Origin of the sequence: Bradyrhizobium sp. RP6, from assembly GCF_003837805.1 — a bacterium.
In the GTDB taxonomy this organism is placed as follows: Bacteria; Pseudomonadota; Alphaproteobacteria; order Rhizobiales; family Xanthobacteraceae; genus Bradyrhizobium.
Window position 1 is genome coordinate 35,385 of record NZ_RQIT01000007.1, and the last position, 25,482, is coordinate 60,866.

At 65.2% G+C, this 25,482-nt stretch carries 31 protein-coding genes and 1 riboswitch; of the genes, 15 read left to right on the forward strand and 16 right to left on the reverse strand.

The features are described from left to right. The first annotated feature begins 105 nt into the window (after window positions 1–105). Window positions 106–405: a hypothetical protein gene (locus EHH60_RS15725; RefSeq protein WP_124160378.1), complete on the forward strand. Its 300-nt coding sequence runs from the start codon at window positions 106–108 to the stop codon at window positions 403–405. 43 nt (window positions 406–448) lie between these two features. Further along, on the forward strand, window positions 449–979 hold the full coding sequence (locus EHH60_RS15730) for a DUF3617 domain-containing protein (protein WP_124160379.1): 531 nt from the start codon (window positions 449–451) through the stop codon (window positions 977–979). Window positions 980–1,043: 64 nt separating this feature from the next. Here EHH60_RS15730 and EHH60_RS15735 read toward each other — a convergent pair whose 3' ends face one another. From EHH60_RS15735 to EHH60_RS15745, 3 genes are read right to left on the reverse strand one after another with little or no spacing between them, the layout of a single operon-like run. After that, window positions 1,044–2,432: an ATP-binding protein gene (locus EHH60_RS15735; RefSeq protein WP_124160380.1), complete on the reverse strand. Its 1,389-nt coding sequence runs from the start codon at window positions 2,430–2,432 to the stop codon at window positions 1,044–1,046. A 24-nt stretch (window positions 2,433–2,456) separates the two neighbouring features. Beyond that, window positions 2,457–3,188, reverse strand: a complete 732-nt coding sequence (locus EHH60_RS15740; RefSeq protein WP_124160381.1) for a response regulator — start codon at window positions 3,186–3,188, stop codon at window positions 2,457–2,459. Continuing rightward, the gene (locus tag EHH60_RS15745) at window positions 3,185–3,727 is read right to left on the reverse strand and encodes a MarR family winged helix-turn-helix transcriptional regulator (RefSeq protein WP_245454503.1); all 543 of its coding nucleotides are present in this window, start codon (window positions 3,725–3,727) and stop codon (window positions 3,185–3,187) included. The genes EHH60_RS15740 and EHH60_RS15745 overlap by 4 nt, the downstream gene beginning before the upstream one ends. Before the next feature lie 335 nt (window positions 3,728–4,062). Here EHH60_RS15745 and EHH60_RS15750 point away from each other — a divergent pair, with 335 nt between their 5' ends. The 5 genes from EHH60_RS15750 (at window position 4,063) to EHH60_RS15770 (ending at window position 8,305) form a co-directional block, all read left to right on the forward strand. Continuing rightward, window positions 4,063–5,145: a branched-chain amino acid aminotransferase gene (locus EHH60_RS15750; protein ID WP_124160383.1), complete on the forward strand. Its 1,083-nt coding sequence runs from the start codon at window positions 4,063–4,065 to the stop codon at window positions 5,143–5,145. A 128-nt stretch (window positions 5,146–5,273) separates the two neighbouring features. Further along, window positions 5,274–5,798 carry a YegJ family protein gene (locus EHH60_RS15755; protein ID WP_124160384.1) on the forward strand — a complete coding sequence of 175 codons (525 nt, stop codon included), beginning with the start codon at window positions 5,274–5,276 and terminating at the stop codon, window positions 5,796–5,798. Between the two features lie 157 nt (window positions 5,799–5,955). Next, a complete protein-coding gene (gene hisS / locus EHH60_RS15760) occupies window positions 5,956–7,470 on the forward strand; it encodes a histidine--tRNA ligase (protein ID WP_124160385.1) in 1,515 nt (504 codons plus the stop codon). A 67-nt stretch (window positions 7,471–7,537) separates the two neighbouring features. Then, a complete protein-coding gene (locus EHH60_RS15765) occupies window positions 7,538–7,792 on the forward strand; it encodes a tautomerase family protein (protein ID WP_276477896.1) in 255 nt (84 codons plus the stop codon). A 117-nt stretch (window positions 7,793–7,909) separates the two neighbouring features. Further along, complete coding sequence (locus tag EHH60_RS15770) at window positions 7,910–8,305, forward strand: thioesterase family protein (RefSeq protein ID WP_124160386.1); 396 nt, start codon at window positions 7,910–7,912, stop codon at window positions 8,303–8,305. Between the two features lie 80 nt (window positions 8,306–8,385). Here the strand turns inward: EHH60_RS15770 and proC are convergent, their stop codons facing one another. Further along, window positions 8,386–9,213, reverse strand: a complete 828-nt coding sequence (proC, locus tag EHH60_RS15775) for a pyrroline-5-carboxylate reductase (protein ID WP_124160387.1) — start codon at window positions 9,211–9,213, stop codon at window positions 8,386–8,388. Window positions 9,214–9,410: 197 nt separating this feature from the next. Next, on the reverse strand, window positions 9,411–9,911 hold the full coding sequence (locus EHH60_RS15780) for a type III secretion system chaperone family protein (protein WP_028176645.1): 501 nt from the start codon (window positions 9,909–9,911) through the stop codon (window positions 9,411–9,413). Window positions 9,912–10,455: 544 nt separating this feature from the next. Next, window positions 10,456–10,615: riboswitch (FMN riboswitch) on the forward strand. 78 nt (window positions 10,616–10,693) lie between these two features. Between EHH60_RS15780 and EHH60_RS15785 the strand changes: the two genes are divergently transcribed. After that, window positions 10,694–11,254, forward strand: coding sequence for a 6,7-dimethyl-8-ribityllumazine synthase (locus EHH60_RS15785; RefSeq protein WP_124160388.1), 561 nt, complete (start codon window positions 10,694–10,696; stop codon window positions 11,252–11,254). A 101-nt stretch (window positions 11,255–11,355) separates the two neighbouring features. On the opposite strand, the gene EHH60_RS15790 is transcribed toward EHH60_RS15785, so the two are convergent. The 5 genes from EHH60_RS15790 to lgt all read right to left on the reverse strand — a co-directional run bounded on the left by EHH60_RS15790 (window position 11,356) and on the right by lgt (window position 16,069). Beyond that, window positions 11,356–12,309 carry a ribose-phosphate pyrophosphokinase gene (locus EHH60_RS15790; protein WP_199751498.1) on the reverse strand — a complete coding sequence of 318 codons (954 nt, stop codon included), beginning with the start codon at window positions 12,307–12,309 and terminating at the stop codon, window positions 11,356–11,358. A 194-nt stretch (window positions 12,310–12,503) separates the two neighbouring features. Further along, complete coding sequence (locus tag EHH60_RS15795) at window positions 12,504–13,130, reverse strand: hypothetical protein (protein WP_124160390.1); 627 nt, start codon at window positions 13,128–13,130, stop codon at window positions 12,504–12,506. Between the two features lie 192 nt (window positions 13,131–13,322). Beyond that, on the reverse strand, window positions 13,323–14,090 hold the full coding sequence (gene pgeF / locus EHH60_RS15800; protein ID WP_124160391.1) for a peptidoglycan editing factor PgeF: 768 nt from the start codon (window positions 14,088–14,090) through the stop codon (window positions 13,323–13,325). Further along, on the reverse strand, window positions 14,087–15,205 hold the full coding sequence (locus EHH60_RS15805) for a class I SAM-dependent methyltransferase (protein WP_124160392.1): 1,119 nt from the start codon (window positions 15,203–15,205) through the stop codon (window positions 14,087–14,089). Before EHH60_RS15805 ends, pgeF begins: the two co-directional genes overlap by 4 nt. A gap of 18 nt (window positions 15,206–15,223) precedes the next feature. Further along, on the reverse strand, window positions 15,224–16,069 hold the full coding sequence (gene lgt, locus EHH60_RS15810) for a prolipoprotein diacylglyceryl transferase (protein ID WP_124160393.1): 846 nt from the start codon (window positions 16,067–16,069) through the stop codon (window positions 15,224–15,226). Window positions 16,070–16,267: 198 nt separating this feature from the next. On the opposite strand from lgt, the gene EHH60_RS15815 reads away from it, so the two are divergent. The 4 genes from EHH60_RS15815 (at window position 16,268) to ychF (ending at window position 19,399) form a co-directional block, all read left to right on the forward strand. Next, on the forward strand, window positions 16,268–16,531 hold the full coding sequence (locus tag EHH60_RS15815; RefSeq protein ID WP_124160394.1) for an accessory factor UbiK family protein: 264 nt from the start codon (window positions 16,268–16,270) through the stop codon (window positions 16,529–16,531). Between the two features lie 265 nt (window positions 16,532–16,796). Then, complete coding sequence (locus tag EHH60_RS15825; RefSeq protein ID WP_124160395.1) at window positions 16,797–17,513, forward strand: 50S ribosomal protein L25/general stress protein Ctc; 717 nt, start codon at window positions 16,797–16,799, stop codon at window positions 17,511–17,513. 58 nt (window positions 17,514–17,571) lie between these two features. Continuing rightward, window positions 17,572–18,177: an aminoacyl-tRNA hydrolase gene (gene pth, locus EHH60_RS15830; protein WP_124160396.1), complete on the forward strand. Its 606-nt coding sequence runs from the start codon at window positions 17,572–17,574 to the stop codon at window positions 18,175–18,177. Window positions 18,178–18,301: 124 nt separating this feature from the next. Beyond that, on the forward strand, window positions 18,302–19,399 hold the full coding sequence (ychF, locus tag EHH60_RS15835) for a redox-regulated ATPase YchF (RefSeq protein ID WP_124160587.1): 1,098 nt from the start codon (window positions 18,302–18,304) through the stop codon (window positions 19,397–19,399). A gap of 93 nt (window positions 19,400–19,492) precedes the next feature. Here the strand turns inward: ychF and EHH60_RS15840 are convergent, their stop codons facing one another. Then, window positions 19,493–19,789, reverse strand: coding sequence for a DUF4282 domain-containing protein (locus EHH60_RS15840; RefSeq protein WP_018648333.1), 297 nt, complete (start codon window positions 19,787–19,789; stop codon window positions 19,493–19,495). Window positions 19,790–19,955: 166 nt separating this feature from the next. On the opposite strand from EHH60_RS15840, the gene EHH60_RS15845 reads away from it, so the two are divergent. From EHH60_RS15845 to EHH60_RS37540, 3 genes are all read left to right on the forward strand, one after another. Then, entirely contained in the window at window positions 19,956–20,408 is a 453-nt protein-coding gene (locus tag EHH60_RS15845) for a MaoC family dehydratase (protein WP_124160588.1), read from the forward strand. Then, window positions 20,408–20,887, forward strand: a complete 480-nt coding sequence (locus EHH60_RS15850) for a MaoC family dehydratase (RefSeq protein WP_124160397.1) — start codon at window positions 20,408–20,410, stop codon at window positions 20,885–20,887. Before EHH60_RS15845 ends, EHH60_RS15850 begins: the two co-directional genes overlap by 1 nt. 240 nt (window positions 20,888–21,127) lie before the next feature. Continuing rightward, window positions 21,128–21,274 carry a hypothetical protein gene (locus tag EHH60_RS37540; protein WP_199751499.1) on the forward strand — a complete coding sequence of 49 codons (147 nt, stop codon included), beginning with the start codon at window positions 21,128–21,130 and terminating at the stop codon, window positions 21,272–21,274. A 39-nt stretch (window positions 21,275–21,313) separates the two neighbouring features. On the opposite strand, the gene EHH60_RS37545 is transcribed toward EHH60_RS37540, so the two are convergent. The 5 genes from EHH60_RS37545 to EHH60_RS15870 form a co-directional block, all read right to left on the reverse strand. Then, on the reverse strand, window positions 21,314–21,451 hold the full coding sequence (locus tag EHH60_RS37545; RefSeq protein WP_199751500.1) for a hypothetical protein: 138 nt from the start codon (window positions 21,449–21,451) through the stop codon (window positions 21,314–21,316). A 284-nt stretch (window positions 21,452–21,735) separates the two neighbouring features. Beyond that, window positions 21,736–22,158 (reverse strand): hypothetical protein, encoded by a 423-nt coding sequence (locus tag EHH60_RS15855; protein ID WP_124160398.1) that lies wholly within the window; start codon window positions 22,156–22,158, stop codon window positions 21,736–21,738. A 336-nt stretch (window positions 22,159–22,494) separates the two neighbouring features. After that, window positions 22,495–23,403 (reverse strand): hypothetical protein, encoded by a 909-nt coding sequence (locus tag EHH60_RS15860; protein ID WP_124160399.1) that lies wholly within the window; start codon window positions 23,401–23,403, stop codon window positions 22,495–22,497. Window positions 23,404–23,778: 375 nt separating this feature from the next. Then, a complete protein-coding gene (locus EHH60_RS15865; protein ID WP_124160400.1) occupies window positions 23,779–24,219 on the reverse strand; it encodes a nuclear transport factor 2 family protein in 441 nt (146 codons plus the stop codon). Window positions 24,220–24,438: 219 nt separating this feature from the next. Then, the gene (locus EHH60_RS15870) at window positions 24,439–24,885 is read right to left on the reverse strand and encodes a nuclear transport factor 2 family protein (RefSeq protein ID WP_124160589.1); all 447 of its coding nucleotides are present in this window, start codon (window positions 24,883–24,885) and stop codon (window positions 24,439–24,441) included. Between the last annotated feature and the right edge of the window lie 597 nt (window positions 24,886–25,482).

The following is a 25,482-nucleotide window of genomic DNA, read 5'->3' on the forward strand; positions in this document are numbered from 1 at the left end:
CACTTGGCCAGGAGTTGACCAGGATGTCGCGGCCAACAGGGCTTCGGTTCTTTTCACGCCGGTCCCGGCACCGTAAACTGCCGCCAGCCAATTGGAGTGACGGTAATGCGAATCATTGCGGCCGCGGGTTTTCTCGCCAGCCTGGTTGTCTCGGGTCTGATGGCGAGCCAGTCGGCGCGCGCCGATTGGGTGCCGCCGTTCAAGGGCAACGACACCGGCGGGATCATCGCCTATTCCATGGCGACCCAGGTCGATGCCCGCCAGGTCGCGGTCGATCACTGCGCGCGCTACGGCAAGGTCGTCAAATTCCTCGGGGTGCAGGCCTATGACGGCGGCTACATCTCGTTCGCCTGCCGCTGGGTGCCCTATGGCGCCGCCGATCGCCCGATCCGCACGCTCTACTGAGGCGCTATCGTAACGCCGCACTATCTCGGCCGGGAGCCTCCACATGACGCGCAAACTCGCTTTGCTCGGCTCGACGCTTTGCCTCGCGTTGTCGGCAGGCAGCGCCAACGCCGACGACCTGCCGGTGCGCAAGGCCGGTCTTTGGGAAATGAAGCTGGTCACATCAGGCTCGCCGGTGCCCGAGATGACCATGCAGCACTGCACCGACGAGACCATCGACAAGGAGATGAGCAACAACGTCTCCCCGATGGCCAAGCAGATCTGCGCCAAGCAGGAGATCAAGAAGACCGCAACCGGTTATGTCAGCGATTCCGAGTGCAACGTCGCCGGCGTCAGCACGACGTCGCACGCCGAGATATCAGGCGATTTCAACTCGGCCTACACGGTGAAGACTACCTCGCACGCCCAAGGCGGCGTCGCCGGGGCGGCGGGGCGCGATAACACCACGACGCTGCAAGCCAAGTGGTTAGGGGCCTGCAAGCCGGACCAGAAGCCGGGCGACATCGTGATGCCGGGCGGATTCAAGATGAACGTGCGCGACATGGACAAGCTGAAGGCGCTGCTGCCGAAGTAGGATTTGCTCCCGCGCAGGCGATGCGCTCCCTCGCCCGCTCTCACGGGCAGAGGTTAAGAGCAGCCTACACCGGTATCCGCACGCTCGCGCGCAATCCGCCCATCGGGCTGTCACCCAGCGTGATGTCGCCGCCATGCGAGCGGGCGATGTCGCGGGCGATGGCGAGGCCGAGGCCGGTGCCGCCTTCGTCCTGGTTGCGGGCGTTGTCCAGCCGCAGGAAAGGCTTGAACACCTCTTCGCGCAAGTGAGCGGGAATGCCCGGGCCATCGTCGTCGACCGTGACGGTCAAATAACGGTGATCGCGCTGGCCGGTGATGGCGATGTTCTTGCCGTAGCGCGCCGCGTTGGTGACGAGATTGGCGAGGCAGCGCTTGAACGAGGCCGGCTTCACCGTCACCACGGGTAGGCCGTGGAACGCCACGGTCGCGTTGTGGCCGTGGCGTTCGGCATCGCTGCGCAGCTCTTCGAGGGCCTGGGCCATGTCGGTCGGCTGCGACTGCTCGCCGGAATCGCCGCGGGCGAAGGCGAGGTAATCCTCCAGCATCATCGACATCTCGTCGACGTCCTTGCGCATGCCCTCGAGCTCCGGACTGTCGCCGATCAGCGCCAGCTCGAGCTTGAAGCGGGTCAGGATGGTGCGGAGATCATGGCTGACGCCGGCGAGCATCGCGGTGCGCTGCTCCATGGTGCGCTCGATGCGCGACTTCATTTCCAGGAAGGCGACCGCTGCGCGCCGCACCTCGCGCGCGCCGCGCGGCCTGAAGTTCGGCGCCTCGCGGCCCTTGCCGAAGCTTTCGGCGGCATCCGCAAGGCGCAGGATCGGCTTGATCTGGTTGCGCAGGAACAGCACGGCGACGATCAACAGGATCGAGGACGTGCCGACCATCCAGAACAGGAAGATCTCCGAGTTTGAGGCATAGGCGGCGCTGCGCTGCGCGAACACGCGCATCACGGCATCATCGAGCTGGATGCGGATCTCGACCAGGTTGGAGCGGCCGACCGTGTCGATCCAGAACGAGCGCCCGATCTGGCGGCCGAGCTGCACCGACAGCGTCTGGTCGAGCAGCGAGAAGAACGGCTTCGGTCCTGGCGGCGGCATGTCGCCTGCGGGGAGGAAATCGACCACGAGGCCGAGCCGCTGCTGCGCGATGCGGCGGATCTGGTCGCGGTCCTTGTCCTGCGGATAGCCCTTGTAGACGTCAATCAGCGCGGCGATGTCCTGCACCACCGCAGCCGACAGACGGCGCGTCACCGTGTTCCAGTGCCGTTCCATGAACACGAAGGCGACGACCGATTGCAGCACCACCATCGGCACGATCATGATGAGGAGCGCGCGGGCGTAGAGGCCGGTCGGCATCCAGCGCTTGAACGCGTTGCCCATCCAGCCATTGGCGGCGGAGACGCGGCCGGCGGCGCTCTTCAAGAGCGTCAGGCCGGTATCGATCGTGCTCATCGGTCGCGCTTCACTGCTGAGGTCTCAAGGCGAGGCCACCAGCCGGTAGCCGATGCCGCGCACCGCCTGGAGGAACAGCGGATTTGCGGGGTCGGTCTCGATCTTGCGCCTGAGACGGTTGATCTGCACGTCGACGGCGCGCTCGTTGACGCTGCCGTTGCCGGTCAGCGCGCTGCGCGGCACGGTCTCGCCCGGTGTTTCCGAGAGAACCCGCAGCATCTCGCGCTCGCGGTCGGTGAGGTGGATGACCTCCTCGCCCTGGCGCAATTCGCCGCGTTCGAGATGGTAGACGTAGGGACCGAAGGCAATTTTCTCCACGGTCACGGCCTGCGGCGGCGGCGCGGCCCGCTTGAGGATATTGTTGATGCGCAGCGCGAGCTCGCGCGGCTCGAACGGCTTTGCCACGTAATCGTCGGCGCCGATCTGCAAGCCCTCGATGCGGGCTTCCGCCTCGTGCCGCGCCGTCAGCATCACGATCGGCACCGAGGACGACGTGCGGATGAAGCGGGCGAGATCGAAGCCGGTCTCGCCGGGCATCATGACGTCGAGGATCAGGAGATCGAAATGCAGGCCCAGCAGTTTCGAGCGTGCATCGCCGGCGCTCGCCGCGGTGGTGACGCGGTAGCCTTCACTGGCGAGAAAGCGCGAGAGCAGATCGCGGATGCGGCGGTCGTCGTCGACGAGCAGCAGATGCGGGGCATCGTCGGCCGGTTGCACCGGCAGGCGGGCGAGCGTGGCAGCGAGCGGCACGGTCACTCCTTGGCGTCTTGGTTGACGGAAGCGAAGATCGTCTCCAGCACCTTGTCCGGATCGTCGCGGTCGATCATCGCGCGCAGGAAGCGCTTGACCGTCTCGGCGTCCTGCGGAGCCATCTCCGCAAGCGCCCTGGTGATGCGCGTGGTCTGGAGGCCGGCGAGCTTCTGCACCAGCGCCTCGCCCTTCGGCGTCGCGTAGAGCAGCCGCTGGCGGCGATCATTGTCGCCGGTCTTCTGCACGATATAGCCCTCGTCCAGGAGCTGCTTGAGGACGCGGCCGAGCGACTGCTTGGTGATGCGCAGGACGTCGAGGAGGTCGGCGACCTTCAGGCCGGGATAGCGGTAGACGAAATGCAGGACGCGGTGGTGGGCCCGGCCGAAGCCGAACGCCTCCAGCTCCTGGTCGGGATCGCCGACGAAGTCGCGGTAGGCGAAGAACAGCAGCTCGATGATATCCCAGCGCAAATTGCCTCCGCCGTCTGCGGCCGGCCCGGGCTCGGCGGCGTCGTGAGAGGAATTCGCGAAATTTATGTCAGGCATATTGACGTATCTTGGGTTCAATGTTACAAAACGATCGACCCGCACGAAATTTTAGATCGCTTCGTGTCGGGTAGCATCGGAGCAAGGCGCCGGAGAGAGCCGGACAGGCGACGACGGCCGATCAGATCTACCGTGTGATTGTCGAGCGGCATTTCGGCAAAACATACTGGACTTCCGCCTTCCGCAAAAGCATGTCCTCGGTGACATGCTGGCCACGGAAGCCGGCCGTAAAAAGGCTGGCGGTGGTCCGGCAGAAACAATCAAAGCCAGCCGGGCCCCGAAGCGGGCAGGCGGGCGCCAGAACAGCGCCGCCGGCGGCAGCGGGAGGCAAGGACATGAGCATGAAATTCGATATCCAGCCCGCATCCAATCCAACCCCTGAGAAGGACCGCGTCGCCAAGCTAGTGGACCCCGGCTTCGGACGGGTCTTCACCGATCACATGGCCATCGTCCGCTATAGCCAGGCCAAGGGCGGCTGGTATGAGGCCAAGATCGAAGCGCGCGCCAACTTCCAGCTCGATCCGGCCGGCGCCGTCCTGCACTACGCCCAGGAAATTTTCGAGGGCCTCAAGGCCTACAAGCGCGACGACGGCGGAGTGAACCTGTTCCGCCCCGACGCCAATGCGCGGCGCTTCAGGGATTCGGCCGACCGCATGGCAATGGCCCAGCTTCCGGAAGACGTCTTCATCGAGGCGGTCGAGCAGGTCGTGCGCATCGACCGCGCCTGGATTCCTGGCGGCGAGGGCAGCCTTTACCTGCGCCCCTTTATGATCGCGAGCGAGAACTTCCTCGGCGTCAAGCCGTCGTCCGATTACATTTTTGCTGTCATCGCGTCGCCGGTCGGCTCCTACTTCAAGGGCGGGCCTGCGCCGGTCTCGATCTGGGTGTCCGAGAATTATACCCGCGCCGCGATCGGCGGCACCGGCGCCGTCAAATGCGGCGGCAATTATGCCGCGAGCCTGCGCGCCCAGGCCGAAGCGATCCAGCACGGCTGCGATCAGGTCGTCTTCCTCGACGCGGTCGAGCGCCGCTACATCGAGGAACTCGGCGGCATGAACGTGTTCTTCGTGTTCGACGACGGCTCGCTCTCGACGCCGCCGCTCGGCACGATTTTGCCGGGCATCACCCGCGACTCCATCATCACGCTCGCCCGCGATGCCGGCAAGACCGTGCGCGAGGAGCCGTACTCGCTCGATCAGTGGCGCAAGGATGCGGCAAGCGGCAGGCTGAAGGAAGCCTTCGCCTGCGGCACCGCCGCGGTGATCTCCCCGATCGGCAAGGTGCGCTCGGTGAACGGCGACTTCGAGATCTCGGGCGGCGCCGCCGGCCCCGTCGCCATGGGCCTGCGCAAGCAGCTCGTCGACATCCAGTACGGCCGCACCAACGATCCGCACAACTGGATCCGCAAGGTGTTCTGATCAGCGGTAGAAAATTTTCCCTCTCACAAGGAGAGGGGAAACACGCAATATTCTGACTTATTGCGCACTGAACGTGCCATTGCCGACACGCGACAAAGGACACTTCGCGATATTAGGACCTTGGAGTCATGGCAACAAAGCTCTCGCAACCCCTCAAATGGGTCGTGCTCGCCGCAATCACCGGCGTCTCCGTCTTCGGCATCCTGACCATCGGCCCCACGCACGAAGTGGTCGCGCAAGACCGCTCGCCCATCGTGACCGTGCAGACCGCCGATCCCGAGATGAATGCGGCTATCGAGCGGGGTCGCGCTACGCTGCCGACCTTCTGGGCCTCCTACGTATCGCCGAAGCCGTCGGAGACCGGGCACGCCTTGAAGGTGCGCTTCTCGACACGCAAGGGCGGCGAGCACATCTGGGTTGGCGAGGTGAAGAAGCAGCCTGACGGGACCTTTACCGGCCTCTTGGCAAACGAGCCGCGCGATCTGCCGGGCAAGCACGCCGGCGATAAAGTCTCGTTCGGCGAAGCCGACGTCTCGGACTGGATGTTCACGCGCAACGGCAAGATCGTCGGTGGTGAAACCATCAAGCCGACCCTGAAGTCGCTGCCGAAGGCGGATGCGGATGCCATCCGGGCACGAATGGAGCAGCCGTAGATGTAGGGCGTCATTCCGGGGCCCCGAGGGCGAACTATGGTGCGTAATTGCGCACCTGAGAATCTCGAGATTCCGGGTTCTCGCTTCGCGAGCCCCGGAATGACATCGCCCTCCAACACCCGTTGCCGCGTCCCCCGCCGGCTGGTAAACGCCGCGCATGGCCGAGAAACCCAAAAAACCCCAGAAGCTGAAGGCGCGCCTGCCGCGCGGGCTCGAGGATCGCGACCCTGCCGCGATCCGGGCGACGCGCGAGATGGTCGAGAAGATCCGCGCCGTCTACGAGCTCTACGGCTTCGAGCCGGTGGAGACGCCGGCGATGGAATACACCGACGCGCTCGGCAAGTTCCTGCCCGACCAGGACCGCCCGAACGAGGGCGTGTTCTCGTTCCAGGACGACGACGAGCAGTGGATCAGCCTGCGTTACGATCTGACCGCGCCGCTCGCCCGCTATGTCGCGGAAAATTTCGACACGCTGCCAAAGCCCTATCGCAGCTACCGCGCCGGCTACGTGTTCCGCAACGAGAAGCCCGGCCCCGGCCGCTTCCGCCAATTCATGCAGTTCGACGCGGACACGGTGGGCTCGGCGACGCCGGCGGCGGACGCCGAGATCTGCATGATGGCGGCCGACACGATGGAGGCGCTCGGTATTGCGCGCGGCCAGTACGTCGTGAAGGTCAACAATCGCAAGGTGCTCGACGGAGTTCTGGAAGCCATCGGGCTCGCCGGTGACGAGAACGCAGGCCGCAGGCTGACCGTGCTCCGCGCGATCGACAAGCTCGACAAGTTTTCCGCCGACGAAGTGCGGAAGCTGCTCGGTCCCGGACGATGGGACGGCGGTGAAGAAGGCAAGGGCGACTTTACCAAAGGCGCCAACCTAAGCGCGGCGGAAGCCGACGTTGTTCTCGCTATCACCAAGCCGCGCGACGATTGGAAAGAGGCCATTGCTGCGGCAGAAACTTACCTTGCCAAGAGCGACGTCGGTCAGGCGGGCGTGAGCGAGCTGGAAGAGATCGCCAGGCTGGTGACGGGGGCGGGTTATGGTGCGGATCGCATCAAGATCGATCCCTCCGTCGTCCGCGGACTCGAATACTACACCGGCCCCGTCTACGAGGTCGAACTCCTGCTCGACACCAAGGACGAGAAGGGCCGCCCGGTGCGCTTCGGCTCGGTCGGTGGCGGCGGGCGCTATGACGGCCTCGTCTCGCGCTTCCGCGGCGAGCCGGTGCCGGCGACCGGTTTTTCGATCGGCGTGTCGCGCTTGCAGGCCGCGCTGACGCTGCTCGGCAAGCTGGATACGCGGCCGGAATTCGGCCCCGTCGTCGTCACCGTGTTCGACCGCGACCGCGTCGCCGATTACCAGAAGATGGTCGCAAGCTTGCGCACTGCCGGCATCCGCGCCGAGCTCTATCTCGGCAATCCCAAGAACATGGGCAACCAGCTCAAATATGCCGATCGCCGCAACTCGCCTTGCGTGATCATCCAGGGCTCGGATGAAAAGGCGCGCGGCGAGGTGCAGGTCAAGGACCTGATCGAGGGCGCGAAGGCAGCCGCCGCGATCGCCTCCAACCAGGAATGGCGCGAGAGCCGGCCGGCGCAGTTCTCGTGCAGCGAAGCCGACCTCGTGGCGAAAGTGCGCGAGGTGCTGGCGCGCCATGACGTGAGCTGGGGCTAGCTATTCGCTGACGCCGTCATGCCCGGGCTTGTCCCGGGCATTCACGTCTTGTTTGATAGAGGAGAACGTGGATGGCCGGGACAAGCCCGGCCATGACGACAGCAGCAGGGAGAAAACGATGCCTGAGATCACCATCAGCATGGCCGAAGGCCGCACCGACGAGCAGAAGGCCGGCATGATGCGCGACATCACGCAGGCGTTGGTGAAGAATCTCGGCGTCGACGCCGACGCCGTCGTCATCCAGATCAACGAGGCCCCGCTGCGCCACAAGATGAAGGGCGGCAAGACCTTTGTTGAGCGCGCGGCGGCCGCGAAGAAGTGACGCGTTAGACTAGCGTCATTCCGGGGCAGCCCGCCAGGGCTGAACCCGGAATCTCGATCGACGATCTCTGGATTCCGGGTTCGCGCTTTGCGCGCCCCGGAATGACGAGCAAGCACCATGGACGCACGCGACTTCATCAAGGCCGGCATGAGTGCCGAGCGAACGCTGGTGGTCCCGGCCGAGCGCACGGTCGGGCATTTCGTGCCCGGCATGCCCATGGTCTACGCCACGCCGATGATGATCCTCGAGATGGAGATGACGGCGGGCGATGCGATCCGAGCTGCGCTTCAGCCCGGCTGGGTCACGGTCGGCACCGAGGTCGACATCCGCCATCTCGCCGCGGCACTGGTCGGCGCGACGGTTCGGACCACGGCGAAGGTGCTTGCCGTCGAGCGCCGCGTCATCCGCTTCGAGGTCGAGGCCTTCGCGGGGACGCGCAAGCTCGGCGAAGGCCGCCACGCGCGCGGTCTCGTCAATGTCGAGATGTTCAACAAGCGGCTGGGGGCGACGTAGCTTCCGCATGGCCGCGGGGCGAGAGCCGGGCCTTTCATGGTTCGAGACGGCGCTTCGCGCCTCCTCATCATGAGGATCGACTACTTCGCCAATTCCCTCGACCGCTGCGTCGCCGCCGCGATCGCGCGGATCATCAGATCGCGCAGGCCCGGCTCGCCCATCAGCACGCCGAGCGCCGCGGCGGTGGTGCCGCCGGGTGAGGTGACGTTCTGGCGCAGCGTGGCGGAGGGAAGCTCCGACTGGTGCAGCAGCTCGCCGGAGCCGGCGACGGTCTCGCGGGCGAGCTTCGTCGCCAGCGCTTCGGGCAGGCCCGCTTCCACACCGGCGCGCGCGAGCTCCTCGGCGAGCAGGAACACATAGGCCGGCCCCGAGCCGGAGACGGCGGTGACCGCATCCATCAGGCCTTCGTCCTCGACCCATTCGACCGCGCCGGTGGCGCGCAGCAGCGCGTCGGCCACGTCGCGCTGGGCGGCGTTGACGTCCTTGGCTGCGACCGCAACGGTGATGCCGCGGCCGATCGCCGCCGGCGTGTTCGGCATCGCGCGCACGACGGCGCCGCCGCAGACTTCGGCAAGCGAGGCGATCGTGGTGCCCGCCATGATCGAGACCACCGAGGTCTTGTCTGAGACGAACGGCTTCAGCTTGGCGCCGGCCTCGCGGAACATCTGCGGCTTCACCGCGACGACCAGCGTCTCGACGGAGCCGGCGGTGTTTACATCGGGATTGATCGCCACGCCGTTGGCGGCAAGCGCGGTGATCTCGGGCGAGATGTGCGGATCGATCACCGCGACGCGGCGCGGATCGAGCCCGCCGGAAAGCCATCCCGTCAGCATCGCGCCGCCCATCTTGCCGGCGCCGGCGAGCAGGATGGTGCCGGTGATGTTTTGGAGGGGGTTGCTGTTTGCCACTTTGATCACCCAAGCAAGAGGTGTCGTCCCTGCGAACGCAGGGACCCATAAACACGGGCGGTTCTAATGGATGGAGGGCAGAGCAACAAGCACCGCACGCTACGGCGAAATCACGCGGTATGGGTCCTGCGTTCGCAGGCACGCCGATGGGGTGAGAGCAGTGGTCGCCTCACAGCGCCGGGAGAGCGAGGCGCGCCTTACGCCTCGCCCACCGTGTCGAACATTGCCGCGTCCATGGCTTGCGCGGTGGTCTTGCCGGCCCACACTACGAACTGGAACGCCGGGAAGTAGCGCTCGCAGGCGTGGATGGCGCCGGCGAGCATGGCTTCGCACTGCGCGGTCGAGGCGATGAGGCCGCCCGGCAGCACCAGGGCCTGGCGATGCATCACCATGCCGGTGTTGGTCCACAGGTCGAAATGGCCGACCCACAGCTGCTCGTTGACCGCGGCGACGAGCCGCTGCACCTCGCTTCGCCGCGGCAGTGGAATCTTCATGTCGAAGGCGCACGCCAGATGCAGCGCCTCGATCTCGCCCATCCAGGTGAAGGAGAGCTGGTAGTCGGTCCATTGTCCCTTGGAGACAATCGTGAGTTCGTCTTCGCCGGAGCGTTCGAACGGCCAGTTGTTGCTGGCAGCGATGTCCTCGACCACCGCGAGCGGATGGCTTCTGGAATCGATAGTGCCTTCGAGCAGGGACATGCCGTCTCGACCTCTTGCCTTCTTGTTGTCTTTGATACGCACGCGGTTGGGCCCAGCGCGCGCTCCCTAAACGTCGCTGCGGCGATCCCTGGGGTCGCTCTCGCGAGCCCCTCGGATCAGCGCGGGCTTGTCGCGGATCAAGTGATGTGATTTGCGGAATCTGCGCAACGGGGTCGCGAGTCCGTCCACAAGCCAGGACTCGTTCGTCCACAGCTCATCTCCGCCACAATTCTTAACGGGGCGTAGTGCCATTCCCGTCCCAGGGAGAACAAACCGGAATCAAATCGCGGGGAGAGACCCTCAGTGCTAATTCCGTACTGCGAGGGCCGAACCGCCGCCGCGGCATGGCACCATGCGATTTGCCTATGCGGAACACGCTTGCCGCGACTGCTCGCCGGCGGCATATTTCAGGGCAGGCCGTTCATCCCGGGCGGCTGCGCGTATTCCGCAAAAGTGGGTACCGGTTTTGCGACCAGAGTACGCGCAATCTTAAATTTGAGCATTTTTCTGCGACAAACCGGTTCCCACTTTGTCGGAAAAATGCTCGCGTTCTCAGGGCGGGGTGAAAGTCCCCACCGGCGGTAAGGGCCGAAAGGCCTGAAGCCCGCGAGCGCCTTCCACGAGGGGTATCCCGAAGGGAAGGGTCAGCAGATTCGGTGCAACTCCGAAGCCGACGGTTAAAGTCCGGATGAAAGAGAACGGTCGGTGGCAGACGCATCGAGACGATGCGGCTGTTTGTCGTTCCGTGTGCCCTGGTTCTGGTCCTTAAACCGAGGAAAGCCATGAATCAGATGCTGCAAGATCCCCCAACCGAAACGTCCCAAATACAGCCGCCGCCGGTTCCCGCGGACCCGGCACCTTCGCATCCGCGCTTCGCCAAGCCGCAGCGGGTGGCCTTCGTGCAGGCCTGCTGGCACCACGACGTGGTCGAAGAGGCTCGCATCGCCTTCATCAAGGAGGCGGAGGCGCGGCACCTCACTCATGTCGACGTGTTCGAGGTGCCGGGCTCATTCGAGATCCCGCTTCACGCGCAGGTCCTCGCCAAGACGCGGCGCTACACCGCGATCGTCGCTGCGGGCCTCGTCGTCGACGGCGGCATCTACCGGCATGAATTCGTCGCCGACACCGTGATCAAGGCGCTGATGGACGTGCAGCTCCGCACCGAGGTGCCGGTGTTCTCGGCCGTGCTGACGCCGCAGCAATTCCACGAGACCGAGGTGCACTACGACTTCTTCCGCAAGCACTTTGCGATCAAGGGTGTCGAGGTCGCGGCAGCCTGCGCGGAGACGTTGCATGGGCTGGAGCGACTGCGCGGCCAGGTGGCGGCGGGAATCGTAGGGTAGGGTCTGAAGTCATTCCGGGGCTCGCGAAGCAAGAACCCGGAATCTCGAGATTCCGGGTTCGGCGCTGGCGCGCCGACCCGGAATGACGGTGGGGGATCAAATCAGTCGAACAGGCTCGACACCGACTCTTCCGCGGCGGTGCGCGCGATCGCGTCCGATATCAGGCTGGCGATCGGCAGCGTGCGGATGTTCGGCGCCTTGGTCACCGCATCCGTCGGCAGGATCGAATCGGTGATCACCAGTTCCTTCAGCTTGGAGCCGGAGATGCGCGCCGCGGCGCCGCCGGAGAGCACGCCGTGGGTGATGTAGGCGTAGACGTCCTTGGCGCCTTTGGCGATCAGCGCGTCGGCCGCATTCACCAGCGTGCCGCCGGAGTCCACGATGTCGTCGACGAGGATGCAGGTGTAGCCGGCGACGTCACCGATCACGTTCATGACCTCGGACTCGCCGGGTCGCTCGCGGCGCTTGTCGACGATCGCGAGCGGGGTGTTGATGCGCTTGGCAAGGCCACGCGCGCGGGCCACGCCGCCGACGTCGGGCGAGATCACCATCACCTTGGAGAGGTCGAACTTCTCCTTGATGTCGCGCACCATCAGCGGCGCCGCGTAGAGATTGTCAGTGGGGATGTCGAAGAAGCCCTGGATCTGGCCGGCATGCAGGTCGAGCGTCATCACGCGATCGACGCCAGCCTGCGTGATCAGATTGGCGACGAGCTTGGCCGAGATTGGCGTGCGCGAGCCCGATTTACGGTCCTGTCTTGCGTAGCCGAAATAGGGCAGCACCGCCGTGATGCGGCGCGCCGAGGAGCGGCGCAGCGCGTCGGTGATGATCAGCAGCTCCATCAGATGATCGTTCGCCGGGAACGAGGTCGACTGGATGATGAAGGCATCCGAGCCGCGGACATTCTCCTGGATCTCGACGAAGATCTCCATGTCGGCGAAGCGCCGCACCACCGCCTTGGTCAGCGGCAGGTGGAGGCCTTGCGCGATGGCCTGTGCGAGAGCCGGATTGGAGTTGCCGGCGACGAGCTTGATGGAGCCGTTCTTGGCCGACATGGATGCTTCCTCCCGCGCTTTGCTGGATACGACGTTCAACATCAGAAAATACCCACTGGAAGCACGGTTACGACGGGCGAGGAAATATCAGGCCGGAGGCTGCAATGGCAACCCGGGATGCTACGTTTTCCCTTTGAAAATCCTGAGTCGGGCCAACGGCTTGGCGCCAATTTGAGGCCGTGGTTTAGCGGGGGTTATCGCTCGGCATAGCCGAGGGCCGAAGTCGGCATATCCGGCAGCGGAGCGTCCTTGAGGACGCTCGCCACCGCCGGTCCGCGCAGAGCCGGAGCCGCGCCCGGAGCATCCGGCGTTCCGTTGATCATATTGGAAAGTCCGCTGAATCCGGCCTGGGCGATCTTCCGCAACACGAGGTCGTCGGCCGCCGCCCAAGCATCACGTGTCGCGTCGCGGCCGCCCTTGGCCGAGGTCGGTTCCTCGCCGGAGAGGCGCAGCGCCCGCTGCTGGTTGGCGTCGTAGACGTCCCAGACCCAGGCGATCACGGTCTTGCCGCGCACCACCTGGGCGGAGAGGTAGCTGCGCACGCGGTAGGCGGCCGTTCCCTCGCGGGAGACCACGGACAGGCTGCGCAGCTTGGATTCGCTGTCGAGCACCCCGACCATGCGGTCGAACACCTGCGGCGGCGGTCCGTCGATCGATTCGAACGCCACCGTCGCGCCGCTGCCACCGCTCGGCGCCATCGCATAGGAATTGCCCGGCGCGTTGCCGCCGGCGCAGCCGCCAAGCGCGGTCGCCGCCGCCAGCAGCATGACCGCCAGCACGCGCGAACCTGCGCGGCGCAGAAAAGATGACGCTTCCCTCATTATGGAGGGCAGCGATATCGTTAAAACGGGTTAACGTCTAGGGCGGCGGGGCCACAGGCTGCTGTCATCGCTCTAAGCACCGTCGTTCCGGGGCGATGCGAAGCATCGAACCCGGAATCTCGAGATTCTCTGGTGCACAAGGGCGCACCATAGTTCGGCTCTTCGAGGAATGACGGCGTGTTGCCTCTGTGTTCACTCTTCCAGCGCGATGGCATGAACATGCCGGCCGTAGTCCGGCTCCTTGCGATGCACCGAGCGGCGATAGCTGAAGAAGCGTTCGTCGGCATAGGTGTCGAGGCCGAGATCGTCGATCATCAGGATGCCCGCCATTTCCAGCCGCTTGCGGATGAAGCCGGCGAGATCGAACATCGCGTGGCCCTCGCGCACGGACGGGATGAAGAACACCGTGTTCTCGGCGTCCGCCTCGATGAAGCGCGTCACGAACTCGTTGCCGACTTCGTAGCTCTCCTGCCGGATCAGGGGACCGATCGCGGCGATGATGCCGCTGCGCGTGGCGCCGACCTTCTCCATCGCCGAGATCGTCGCTTCCAGCACGCCGGTGAGTGCGCCCTTCCAGCCGGCATGGGCGCCGCCGATCACGCGCGCATTGGGATCGACGAACAGCACCGGCCCGCAATCGGCCGTGGAGACGCCGAGCGCGATGCCCGGCGTCTTCGTCACCAGCGCGTCGCCCTTGGGCCGCGGCCCGTTCGGCCACGGCGCGTCAGCGACGAGCACGTCGGGCGAATGGACCTGGTGCAGGCTGAGGAAACGTTCCGGCGCGACGCCGACATGCTCGGCCATGCGGCGGCGGTTCTCGGCGACGAGGGTTTGATCGTCATTGGAGCCGAGCCCGCCGTTCAGCGCGGAATAGATGCCGCCGGAAACGCCGCCCTCGCGCGTGAAGAAGGCATGGCGCAGGCCGGGCACGGCGGACAGCAGCGACGAGGCAACCGTCATGAGGTCTCTCCAGCCTGTTCGAGATCGCTGAGGCCGGCAAGGCCCGTCAGCCGCGGCTCGGAGATGCCGAGCACCTTGAACATCGAGCCCATGCCGCCGCGCCCGGTATCGGTCAGGCGCTTGAGTGCGACCGAAATGTCGGTGGCGACCTCGGGTGTCGCCTTCTGCATCAAGGCCGCGGCGCGGGTGTCGATGCCGATACGCTTGAGGAAGTCGCCTTGCGTCACCGGGCCGTGCACGCGGGCGCCGACATCCTCGGCCGCGCGCGCCAGTGCCTGGAAGTCGACATGGGCGGTGACGTCGGCCTGGCCCGGGGCTTTCAAGGGATCGGCGAAGGTGTGGCGCGCGATGGCCTGGAAGGTGTCGCCGGCGTCGCTGCGCAGATGGCCGTAGTCGATGATCAGCGCCGCGCCGTCCTGGTCGCGCACGCGCGTGGCGAGCTTCATGATCTCGCCGTCGGGCCGCCACTCGAAGACCGCCCCGATGGGCGCCGCGCGCACCAAGGGCGGCAGCAGCACGTCGAAGCGCGGCGTCGGCTCCGGCGCAGCGCCGAACTGAAGCTTGCCGTTGGGGTCGATCTCGATCACACGCTCGTGCCAGCCGTTCTCGAGCCTGACCATCTGGCGGACCGGCAGCACGTCGAAATATTCGTTGGCGAGGATAATGCTTGGGCCGTCCGGTACGTCGTCGACGCTGTCATGCCAGGCGATGTTGCGCACGTTCGCCAGCGTCGCACTCTGCCGTTCGCGCAGGACCGGGTTGACCTCGACCAGGTGGATGTTGAGCGCCTGGTAAAGCGGCGGCAGCACGCGCAATGCGCGCAGCGCATCCGCCATCATGGTGCCGCGGCCGGGGCCGAGCTCGATCAGCCGCAGCAATTGCGGCGAGCCCATCTGCTTCCAGACCGAGGCGGTCCACAACCCTAAGAGCTCGCCGAACATCTGGCTGACCTCGGGGGCGGTGGTGAAGTCGCCCTCACGCCCGAGCGGATCGCGCGAGATGTAGTAGCCGTGGCGCGGATGCATCAGGCACAATTCCATGTACCGCCAGACCGGCATCGGGCCTGAGGATTTGATCAGCGCCTTGATCTCGTTGAGGAGCGGCGAGTCTGTCACGGCTATCTTCTCGAAAAACTAGCGAATGGCCTGGAGGGGCTTCGGCGCCCCCCGCCTGACAGCCCATACAATAAGTATCGCGCCGACGATAAGCATCGGGATCGACAACAGCATGCCCATGGTTAACCCGCCCCAGAGGAAACCGAGCTGCGCGTCCGGCTCGCGGAAATGTTCGCCGGCGATCCGGCTCAGGCCGTAGATCAGGATGAAGGCGCCGAGGATCATGCCGGGGCGCCTCAAGGCGCCGAAGCGGATCATGATGGCGAGCACGGTGAACAGCAGGATGCCCTCCATGCCCGCTTCATAAAGCTGGCTCGGATGGCGCGGCAGCTGCGTGGGATCGTTGGGGAAGATCATCGCCCAGGGCAGGCTCGGGTCCGTGGCGCGGCCCCACAATTCGCCGTTGATGAAATTGGCGATGCGCCCGAGCAGCAGGCCGACCGGGGCGACGGCGGTGGTGATGTCGCCGAGCGACAGGATCGAGATGCCGTTGCGATAGGCGAACCACATTACCGCGACGACGCAGCCGAGGAAGCCGCCATGGAACGACATGCCGCCCTCCCACAGTCTGAAGATCGCGGCGGGATGATCGACGAAGAAGGGCAGATTGTAGAACAGCACGTAGCCGGTGCGGCCGCCGAGGATGATGCCGAGCGTGACCCACAGGATGAAGTCGTCGATCTGCACCAGCGAGATCGGCGCCGGTCCGCCCCACAGGCGCTCGTTCTTCAGGAGCGAGCGCGCATAGAGCCAGCCGAACACGATGCCGCAGATATAGGCCAGCGCATACCAGCGGATCGCGAAGGGACCGATCTCGATCGCGATCGGCTTGAAGGCAGGAAAGTCGATCAGCAGAAAGGGCATCGCGCCTTCTATGTCTGGACCAGTTTGCGGCGAAGGAGCACCAGCGGACGCCGCATGATTCTTCTTATGCAGGCACGGTGAATACGATTGCAAGGAAACCGATTCATGACAAGGATAGCTGCGATCGGCTCTTGAACCGTTCCCTGCGGATTGCCATTGTCTTTTCGAGAGTTCGCGCAAAGTTTATCGGAGGCCGAAATGACCCAGACCAGCAACCGGTTTTTCGACGAGATCGGCCGCCTGATGAACGACGCCGCCGGTGCCGCCCAGGGCGTCAAGCGCGAGTTCGATACCGTGATGCGCACCCAGGCGGAAAAATTCCTGCGCGACATGGACCTCGTCAAGCGCGAGGAGTTCGAGGCGGTCAAGGACATGGCGCGCCTGGCGCGCGAGGAGAACGAAGCCCTGAAGGCGCGGATCGCGGCGCTGGAGGCGAAGCTGGGCGGCACGCCGACGCCCTGAGACGGGCAATAAGGACGAGGTCTCGCCGACTCCTCATGGCCGGGCCTGACCCGGCCATCCATCCCCTTCGGAAGGTGCGGTTCTGCCTGATGGATGCCCGGGTCACGCCCCGGCATGACAGGGACCCATTCTCCTTGTCATTTCCGCATCTTCCGGGTAAAAGCCCGCCACGTTCGCGGCCCCCGCACCCCTGGAGGCTTGCTGCGGATGATGCATGGGCCGCGTTGCGGCCCATTAACTTTTGCAAAAACAAGGACTTAACGACATGGCGACGACCGTCAAGGAATTGAAGGCGACCGCACGTCCGAAGAGCGGCAAGGGGGCCGCCCGGGCTGAGCGTCGCGCCGGCAGAGTGCCCGGAGTGATCTATGGTGACAACCAGCCCCCGCTGACGATCTCGATTGCAGATCGCGAACTGCGCCAGCGCATCCTCGCGGGCCGGTTCCTGACTACGCTGGTCGACATCGACCTCGACGGCAAGAAGCATCGCGTGATTCCGCGCGATTACCACCTCGATCCGGTCAGGGACTTCCCGATCCATGTCGACTTCATGCGGCTCGGCGAAGGCGCCACTATCCGCATCAGCGTGCCCCTGCACGTGGTGAAGGCGGAAACCTCCCCGGGCGTGAAGCGCGGCGGCACCGTCAACATCGTCGCCCACGCGATCGAGCTCGAATGCGGCGTGGAGAGCATTCCGCAATACATCGAGGCCGATGTCGGTTCGCTCGAGATCGGTCACTCCCTGCATCTGACCGACATCAAGTTGCCGGCCGGCGTGAAGGCGCTGACCCGCGAGGACGCGACCCTCGTCACCATCGTGCCGCCGTCCGGCTACGCCGAAGAGCAGAAGGCTGCTGCCGCGGCTGCGGCTGGTGGTGCGGCTCCGGCCGCGGGCGCTGCTCCGGCGGCGGCTCCGGCTGCGGGCGCTGCTGCTCCGGCTGCGGCTGCCAAGGCTCCCGCCGGCGGCGACAAGAAGAAGTAATCTCTCAAGGCTGGCGCGCGGTCCTTGATCGCGCGCCGAGCGAGGGGCGCGCCGCGTCATGCGACTCTTTGTTGGGCTCGGCAATCCCGGCGCGAAATACGCACGTAACCGGCACAATATCGGCTTCATGGCCGTCGACGAGATCGCGCGGCGTCATGGCTTTGCGCCATGGCGCCGCCGCTTTCAGGGCGAGACCTCGGAAGGCACGCTCGGATCCGAGCGCGTGATCCTGCTCAAGCCCACGACCTACATGAACGAGTCCGGCCGCAGCGTTCAGGAAGCGGCAGGCTTCTTCAAGATCGCCGAGGGCGACGTCACAGTGTTCCATGACGAGCTCGAGCTGCCGCCGGGCAAGGTGCGGGTGAAGATCGGCGGCGGCATCGCCGGCCATAACGGCCTGCGCTCGATCTCGGCGCATATCGGCAACGACTACCGCCGGGTCAGGCTCGGCATCGGTCATCCCGGCGTCAAGGAACTGGTGCACGGCCACGTGCTGTCGGACTTCGCCAAGGCCGACAACGAATGGGTGGCGACGCTCTGCGACGCTGTCGCCGAGCACGCCGCGCTGCTTGCCAAGGGCACGGACGCGACCTTCGCCAACAGGGTGCATCTCGCCATGCAGGCGAAGGGATTTTTGACCAAGGACGACAACGGCAAGGACTAACATCCTGTCATCGCCGGACTTGATCCGGCGATCCATCCTTCGAAGACGATGGATGCGCGGGTCAAGCCCGCGCATGACGAGTTCGGAAGACATTGACGCGCGAAGCGCGGAGGCCAGGACCACCATGGGATTCAAATGCGGGATCGTCGGATTGCCCAATGTCGGCAAGTCGACCTTGTTCAACGCGCTGACCGAGACGGCCGCGGCGCAGGCCGCGAACTATCCGTTCTGCACCATCGAGCCGAATGTCGGCGAGGTCGCCGTGCCCGATCCGCGGCTGGAGAAGCTCGCCGCCATCGCCAAGTCCGGACAGATCATTCCGACGCGGCTGACCTTCGTCGACATCGCGGGCCTCGTGCGCGGCGCCTCCAAGGGCGAAGGCCTCGGCAACCAGTTCCTCGCCAATATCCGCGAGGTCGACGCCATCGCGCATGTGGTGCGCTGCTTCGAGGATTCCGACATCACCCATGTCGAGGGCAAGATCGCCCCGCTCGCCGACATCGAGACCATCGAGACCGAGCTGATGCTCGCCGATCTCGACAGCCTCGAGAAGCGCGTCGACAATCTCGCCAAGAAGGCCAAGGGCAACGACAAGGACGCCAAGGAGCAGCTCGACCTCGTCAACCGCACGCTGGCGCTGCTGCGCGAGGGCAAGCCCGCGCGCCTGGTCGAGCGCAAGGCCGAGGAGGAGCGCGCCTTCGGAATGCTCGGCCTGCTGTCGTCCAAGCCGGTGCTCTATGTCTGCAACGTCGAGGAAGGCTCGGCTGCGACCGGCAATTCGTTCTCGAAGGCCGTGCAGGAGCAGGCCGACAAGGAAGGCGCGGTTGCCGTCGTCATCTCGGCGAAGATCGAATCCGAGATCGCCACGATTTCCCGCGAGGAGCGTGCCGAGTTCCTGGAGACGCTGGGGCTGGAGGAAGCCGGCCTCGACCGCCTGATCCGCGCCGGCTACCGGCTTCTCGATCTCATCACCTATTTCACCGTGGGCCCGAAGGAAGCGCGCGCCTGGACCATCCATCGCGGCACCAAGGCGCCGGCCGCGGCCGGCGTGATCCATACTGACTTCGAAAAAGGCTTCATCCGCGCCGAGACCATCGCGTATGAGGATTACGTCGCGTTCGGCGGCGAGGCCGGCGCGCGCGATGCCGGCAAGCTCCGCCTCGAAGGCAAGGAATACGTCGTCGCCGACGGCGACGTGATGCATTTCAGGTTCAATACGTAGGATCTCTCCTCGTCATTGCGAGCGAAGCGAAGCAGACTGTTTCCGCGGTGGCAGTCTGGATTGCTTCGTCGCTTCGCTCCTCGCAATGACGGGCTAGCGCATCCCGCCGCCCTGGTCCCTTATCGCGCCGAGATGCTCGTTGATGCGGAAAACGATCAGGATCAGCTCCGCGACGATGCGCGAGAACACGATGCCGACCACGACGCTGGCGATCGAGGACAGCAGCACGAGGAAACCGCCGAACGGGCTGATCGCCATCGCAGCTAGGCCGGAGAAGATGCCGGAGAGGCCGAACAGGCAGATCAGCGCGATCACCAGCCAGTAGAAGGTCTTGATGATCGTCGGCGTGATGAAACGGTCCCACTGAAACAGGTCGCTGAATGAAAACATTGCTCTCCCCAGGCAAGTCGGGACGTCAAATCGGGTCTCGGCTCTCGGTGCATCCGACTCAAGGCCGGACCGCCGCGTCGAATGTAGCATGAGCCATGCGGGCCGGCGGGTTGAGATTGCCGCAAAGTGCGGCCACAATCTGTCATTTCCGCCAACCAATCCCAAGATGACCCTGACCTTCGAAGATTTCCCGCCCGGCCGGTTCGGAACGTTCGGCCCGCGTCATGTCACCCGCGACGAGATTTTGGCCTTTGCCGCCGAGTTCGACCCGCAGCCGATGCACCTCGACGAGGAGGCGGCGGCGAAAAGCATGCTGCGCGGCCTGTCCGGCTCGGGCTGGCACCTCTGCTCGCTGATGATGCGGATGATGGCCGATGGCTTCATCACCCGTGCCGCATCACTCGGCTCGCCCGGCGTGGACGAGGTGCGCTGGATGTCGCCACTTCGACCAGGCGACGATCTCATGCTCGACGTCGACGTCCTTGAGGCGCGCACCTCGAAGAGCCGACCGGAGCTCGGCATCGTCAAATTCAAATGCACCGCGCGCAACGCCAAGGGGCAGTCCCTCGCGGAGATGACCTCGCCGATCCTGATCAAGCGGCGCGAGGGAGCGGTCTGATGCGGTTCTTCGAAGACATCGCCATCGGACAGCGCCGCGAGATCGGCAGCTATACGTTCACGGCCGAGGCCATCAAGACATTCGCCGCAAAGTTCGATCCGCAGCGCTTTCACCTCGACGAGGAGGAGGGCAAGAACTCGCTGTTCGGCGGGCTCGCCGCCTCCGGCTGGCATGTCGGCTCGGCTTGCATGAGCCTGCTTGTCGCCGACGGCCAGCGTCTGGCACGGGAGGCGGCGGCGCGCGGCGAGGAGGTCGCGGTGTGGGGCCCGTCGCCGGGCTTTCGTGACCTGCGCTGGATCAGGCCCGTGCTCGCCGGCGACACCGTCGCTTACGTCAATGTCGTCATCGACAAGCGCATGTCGGCCTCGCGCCCCGGCTGGGGCATTCTGACGGCCCGCACCGCCGGCACCAACCAGCGCGGCGAGGAAGTCTATTCCATCACCGCCTCGGCCTTCGTGCCGATGCGCAAGGGCGCGTGATTTAGAATCGATCGAGGCGGTCGCCGTTTCCCTTACCTCTTCCCGTGAGAACGCGGAGAGCGAGGCGAGAAACCAGCCGAGTGTTGCCCTGACGCTATGGACGCGATTCCGGGTGGCTGCCATAAGCCTGCGCAACATGGTTGCCGCGCAGCAGTTCGGCGGAACCAGTGAGTTGCTAACTAATTATGAACCTGTCGCTGCCTATTTGAAACGAACTGGCAGAGACAGGGGACGAGGACCATGGCAGACCGCGGCGCACTCAAACTCGTTGGATTCATCTTCGCGACCGCGACGCTGGCCGTGATGCTGGCCGCTGGTATGGTGGTGAAGGGCTATGCCGATGGCGCCTACACGCTGGAAGCCTCGACCGTGGAAGCGGACCGGTAAGACTTCGTTAACGATCGCGGCCGGCAACCCGGCCGCAGCTCAGCGGCTATAGACGAACGCCAGGACGGCGATCGCAACCGCCAACAGCCCGACGAAGCGCAGCATGATCGTGCCCAGCTGATTCGCCGCAGGCCGTAGCGCGATAGGGTCCGTGTTGTCGGGCCGAATGCTTTCCATGAGATGTCCCCCAGGCCCGGCCGCAAGGCTGCGGGCGCTTGGCATTGGTCGCCGGCGAAGGGCTTGGGGTTCAAAGCTGCCGGCCCGTGTCCCGGACGCGCTGCAGCGTGCACGCTGCTGCGCAGAGCCGGGACCCATTGCGCTGCGCATTCGTCCTGCTCTGGGCCCCGGCTCTGCGACGCGTCACTGCGTGCCGCATCGCGTCCGGGGCACGAGACCGCGAGAATCAAAACCGCCGCGCTCCCGTCCGGGAACGCGGCGGCCAATGATGCTGTTCGCAGTGATCAGCTGTTGCGCAGGCCGTCGGCGGCGCGCTTCCACTGCGCGACGTTGTCGGCGATCATGCGGGTCGACTTCATCGCGGCCTGGCTGAGCTGGGCATAACCGGAGATCTCGCGCTGGACGCGCTGGCCTTCGGCGTGGAGCAGGTCGCGCAGGCTCTCGAGCTCGGAGATCAAGTTCTCGATCTCGGCAAGCGAGGTGCCGGCGACGCGCTGGATCAGCGAGTTGACGTTGTTGACGGTGGCTTCCGCGCTCGGGTCGAGCGGCGGCGCGTCCGTGCTGGTCGCGGCCGGGCGGCGCAGATAGGCGATGTCGTTGCGGACGAAATCGCGGATGCCGGCTTCGACCTCGGTCACGGCGGCGAGGTTGGTGTCGACCGTCTCGGTCTCGGTGGCTTCGATCTTTTCGGGACGGGTGGCGTTCATCGTTGTTCCCCTGTTCGCGTTGAGCGCAGCGCGAGTGTCCCCCGCACGACGACGTCTGTGAGGCTTTCCCATCTGTGCGTCCGAATTTGGCCGCAAATGGGCCGAGATGCGGCAGAGGGGGACGATTCAGGGGTTTTGCCGTGGCGCATGGTTAGGAGAGTGTGAACGCCGTTGCGGCGATGGCCCTGTCCCCGCAGGCGGCAGGGAATCGCATTTGAATTTTGCAGAGGTCGTCATGGCCGGACAAGCCCGGCCATCACGCCGTGGACACAGTCGGTGCCCATAGCCACTTCCAATGTGCGATAGCCCTGCCGCACGCGGGGAGAGGCGAAGGGCTCACCAGCTCTTCTTGAACCCTGCCGTCAGGCTCTTGTTGATCGCGCCTTGCGAGGTCTCGCCGACCGAGCCGGAGACCGTGACGTTGTCGAACAGCTTCTGTTCGGCACCGAATCTGCGCAGCCATTTGTCGTAGGTGGTCGACAGCGTCTGGCCGGCGGTGATGCTGGTGCCGGTGTCGGTGAGGGTGACCTTGGCGGTCTGGTCGGTCTCGTAATTGCGCGTGACGTGTCCGCCGATGCCGGGGAGGGCGGTGGTGCCCTGCTGGTTGACGCTATAGCCGTTCTGGAGCGTCAGCGAGGTGTCGCCCGAGAGCGGCACCGACTTGGTCAGCGATGCCCCGATCTTGCTGTGCTCGGCGCCGGGATCGACCCGGGCTTCCACCGCGGTCTTGTCCCAGATTGAGCCCGCGCCCGGCGCGGTCGCGGTGGCCCAGGCACTGCCGGAGGATTGGGGCAGGCTGCCGCCATTGGTGGCCTTCTGCGCCAGCAGCTCGGACATCGTCCGCGGCTCGCTCGTCACCGTCATGTCGGCGCCGATCCGCGTATCCCAGAACGAGAACACGGACTGCTTCACGGTCACGGCCGAGGAGCCGTTTGCATTGGGGTTCGACGACCAGTCCAGGCCGTCCCTGGCCGCGGCCTGGGCGCGCTTCTTGGCGGCCATGGGATCGATGCCGGTTCCGGCATCGACGGCGAGCTGGCTCCAGTCGAGCTTGTCGACGTCGATGCCCTTGAGCACGTCGGGATCGTTGACGTCGGCGGTCTCTGTCGCCTCGGTCGCCTCGTCGTCAGGCGCAGCCGCCGTGGGCGGAATGATCTGCGCCGCGGCCGTCAGCACCGAGCCCAAAATGAATGCGGCCGCCAACACTGGCAGCCTGGTCCAGCCAAACCCTGTCGAGAATTCCATCGTCCTGCCCGCGAACCCCGGCGCATGCTTTCCGACAATATATATCGGGCCTCCGCAAAGACCATGCGCCATTCCGCCCGCAAAATGTTGCTTCATCGTTGCGGAATTGTGGCGGTTCGCCACGGGACGCGAACCAACGGGCCGCGCGAACGGCGCGCGCCCGATGACGAGCTCTTGATGCGACGGCATCCGGCGGGGCTGGAGGCCGGGACGTCGCGGTAGCCCTGTCGTCGGTCCCGACAAACGGGGCCCGTTGGCGTCCCCCCTAAAGCGCGATGATCATCATCGCGCTTTAGGTTGTTGTTTGCGCATGATCTTCTCGGAACACCGCTTCGCACTTTGCGCTAACGCGGCCCTTCGGGTCCGGATCATGCGTTAGCCGATGCTGGTCATCTTCGGCAGATGAATGGCGCGGCCGAGTGCCTGCTCGACCAGATCGAAGGTGTCGATCAGCACGCGCATGCTGGCGAGCTTGCCCGCCCTGAACTGGGCGAACTGCGCCACGCGCAAGCTGATCGGCTTGTTGGAATCCAGCGCCGTCAGCGAATAGCGCAGCATCGAGGCGGCGGAATCGATGCCCAGCATGATGCTCTCGCGGTCGAAGCGGCGAACGTGGAAATTGTCGGCGAGTTGGCGGATGACGTCGAGCACGGCCTCCTTGCCTTGGCGCGCACCGAGGAACGGAAACATGTCGATCGGGCCGTAGAGCGCCCACTCGACGTCCTCGTCGATGAGGGCTTCGATGTCCTCGAACTGCCGGTCGTTGATCGCGCGGTGCAACGCGCGCGAGAAACGCCAGAGACTGTGCTCTGTCATTTTGGGACGTCCTGAAGCTGGCTTGCGAAGAAACGGAAAACAACCCCATACACGGTTACGGTGCCGGGGCGCTCAACTCATTTGTATACAAACAACTTAAGGGATTTCGGCCCAAACGCAATTCACGTTTTTGCAATGCATCATTGACCGGATTTTTGTGAGATTTGCAACAGAACCCCGTAATTGCCCGGTCCCGGCGGTTCCAGGCGGGGAGAAGCATCAATCCCTCCGCGCCCTCGTGATCAGCGGCCCGATCTCCCGCTCCAGCACCTGCTGCACCAGGTCGTAGGAATCGATTATCTCCCGGATCTCCGACACCAGCCCGCCGCGGAAGGTGTAGAACACCGCCATGTCGAACTGCACGATGCGGCCGTTGCCGCGCTTCTTGAAATAGGCGTGCATGTAGGTCGCCACCGCCTCGCCCTCGGCCAGGATGTGCGGCGCCTTGTAGCGGATCTCCGAATAGCGCGACCAGACCGTCCGCCAGAGCTCGCGCAGCTCCTGCTTGCCGTGGCGCGGCTCCATGTGCGGCAGCACGTCGATCGGCGCGTGGGTGAGGAAGTCGACGTCGTCGGTGCAGCACGCCAGCGCCGCCTCGATATCGCCCCGCGCGAAAGCCTCGAGCAGATGCACGATGCGTTGGCGATTCAGCTTCTCGACCGTCATCCCGCCCGTCCTCGTCTGGCCCGTGCCGCCGCGCAACGCCAAGGCGCGGTTGCGCGCACCGGCAATCCGCGAGGTCACAGGGACGTTGCAGACGATATGACGCGCGAGCGCCATGCCTGGTTCATGGCATGCAATTGCGGGTTGAATTGCGGTATGCAGCAATTCCCGCCCATCCGGTTGCGTGGCGCGCATGGCGCAATGCGCTTGGTGCAGGCGGAGGCGCGTAAGCGCCGTCTCGCAGGACGTGGCGCGCTCAGGCGCCGCCAGGGTCATGTGAGATGGCGCTGCCGCAGGCGGGCAGGGCAATCGCATATCATGTGCAGAATGCAGCGGCATCGGCAGCGGGCTTCCTCCCCCGCTTGCGGGCGAGGGTTGGGGAGAGGGGGCTCCGCGCTGGGATTATTGAGATTAACTGAGGACGTCGCTGTGCGGCGAGAGCCCTCACCCGCCGCGCTCTGCGAGCGCGTCCGCCTCTCCCGCAAGCGGGAGAGGCGGAGCAAGCCTGCAGACGGTCCCCGTGGAATTCATATGCGATAGCCCTGGGCACGCGGGGAGAGGCGAAGTCCGCGGCCGCACCGCCTGACCTGACCCATCTCA

Bases quoted from the DNA above. Each gene is read 5' to 3' on its own strand.
- EHH60_RS15825 (WP_124160395.1), top strand. From the start codon at position 16,797: ATGGCGACGACCGTCAAGGAATTGAAGGCGACCGCACGTCCGAAGAGC.
- EHH60_RS15770 (WP_124160386.1), top strand. From the start codon at position 7,910: ATGGACGCACGCGACTTCATCAAGGCCGGCATGAGTGCCGAGCGAACG.
- EHH60_RS15750 (WP_124160383.1), top strand. From the start codon at position 4,063: ATGAGCATGAAATTCGATATCCAGCCCGCATCCAATCCAACCCCTGAG.
- EHH60_RS15790 (WP_199751498.1), bottom strand. From the start codon at position 12,309: ATGTCGGCCAAGAACGGCTCCATCAAGCTCGTCGCCGGCAACTCCAAT.
- EHH60_RS15840 (WP_018648333.1), bottom strand. From the start codon at position 19,789: ATGTTTTCATTCAGCGACCTGTTTCAGTGGGACCGTTTCATCACGCCG.
- EHH60_RS15855 (WP_124160398.1), bottom strand. From the start codon at position 22,158: ATGAACGCCACCCGTCCCGAAAAGATCGAAGCCACCGAGACCGAGACG.
- EHH60_RS15860 (WP_124160399.1), bottom strand. From the start codon at position 23,403: ATGGAATTCTCGACAGGGTTTGGCTGGACCAGGCTGCCAGTGTTGGCG.
- EHH60_RS15780 (WP_028176645.1), bottom strand. From the start codon at position 9,911: ATGTCCCTGCTCGAAGGCACTATCGATTCCAGAAGCCATCCGCTCGCG.
- EHH60_RS15745 (WP_245454503.1), bottom strand. From the start codon at position 3,727: ATGCCTGACATAAATTTCGCGAATTCCTCTCACGACGCCGCCGAGCCC.
- EHH60_RS15725 (WP_124160378.1), top strand. From the start codon at position 106: ATGCGAATCATTGCGGCCGCGGGTTTTCTCGCCAGCCTGGTTGTCTCG.
- EHH60_RS15795 (WP_124160390.1), bottom strand. From the start codon at position 13,130: ATGAGGGAAGCGTCATCTTTTCTGCGCCGCGCAGGTTCGCGCGTGCTG.
- lgt (WP_124160393.1), bottom strand. From the start codon at position 16,069: ATGCCCTTTCTGCTGATCGACTTTCCTGCCTTCAAGCCGATCGCGATC.
- EHH60_RS15845 (WP_124160588.1), top strand. From the start codon at position 19,956: ATGACCCTGACCTTCGAAGATTTCCCGCCCGGCCGGTTCGGAACGTTC.
- pgeF (WP_124160391.1), bottom strand. From the start codon at position 14,090: ATGACGGTTGCCTCGTCGCTGCTGTCCGCCGTGCCCGGCCTGCGCCAT.
- pth (WP_124160396.1), top strand. From the start codon at position 17,572: ATGCGACTCTTTGTTGGGCTCGGCAATCCCGGCGCGAAATACGCACGT.
- EHH60_RS15865 (WP_124160400.1), bottom strand. From the start codon at position 24,219: ATGACAGAGCACAGTCTCTGGCGTTTCTCGCGCGCGTTGCACCGCGCG.
- hisS (WP_124160385.1), top strand. From the start codon at position 5,956: ATGGCCGAGAAACCCAAAAAACCCCAGAAGCTGAAGGCGCGCCTGCCG.
- EHH60_RS15815 (WP_124160394.1), top strand. From the start codon at position 16,268: ATGACCCAGACCAGCAACCGGTTTTTCGACGAGATCGGCCGCCTGATG.
- ychF (WP_124160587.1), top strand. From the start codon at position 18,302: ATGGGATTCAAATGCGGGATCGTCGGATTGCCCAATGTCGGCAAGTCG.
- EHH60_RS15755 (WP_124160384.1), top strand. From the start codon at position 5,274: ATGGCAACAAAGCTCTCGCAACCCCTCAAATGGGTCGTGCTCGCCGCA.
- EHH60_RS15785 (WP_124160388.1), top strand. From the start codon at position 10,694: ATGAATCAGATGCTGCAAGATCCCCCAACCGAAACGTCCCAAATACAG.
- EHH60_RS15735 (WP_124160380.1), bottom strand. From the start codon at position 2,432: ATGAGCACGATCGATACCGGCCTGACGCTCTTGAAGAGCGCCGCCGGC.
- EHH60_RS15870 (WP_124160589.1), bottom strand. From the start codon at position 24,885: ATGACGGTCGAGAAGCTGAATCGCCAACGCATCGTGCATCTGCTCGAG.
- EHH60_RS37545 (WP_199751500.1), bottom strand. From the start codon at position 21,451: ATGGAAAGCATTCGGCCCGACAACACGGACCCTATCGCGCTACGGCCT.
- EHH60_RS15850 (WP_124160397.1), top strand. From the start codon at position 20,408: ATGCGGTTCTTCGAAGACATCGCCATCGGACAGCGCCGCGAGATCGGC.
- EHH60_RS15730 (WP_124160379.1), top strand. From the start codon at position 449: ATGACGCGCAAACTCGCTTTGCTCGGCTCGACGCTTTGCCTCGCGTTG.
- EHH60_RS37540 (WP_199751499.1), top strand. From the start codon at position 21,128: ATGGCAGACCGCGGCGCACTCAAACTCGTTGGATTCATCTTCGCGACC.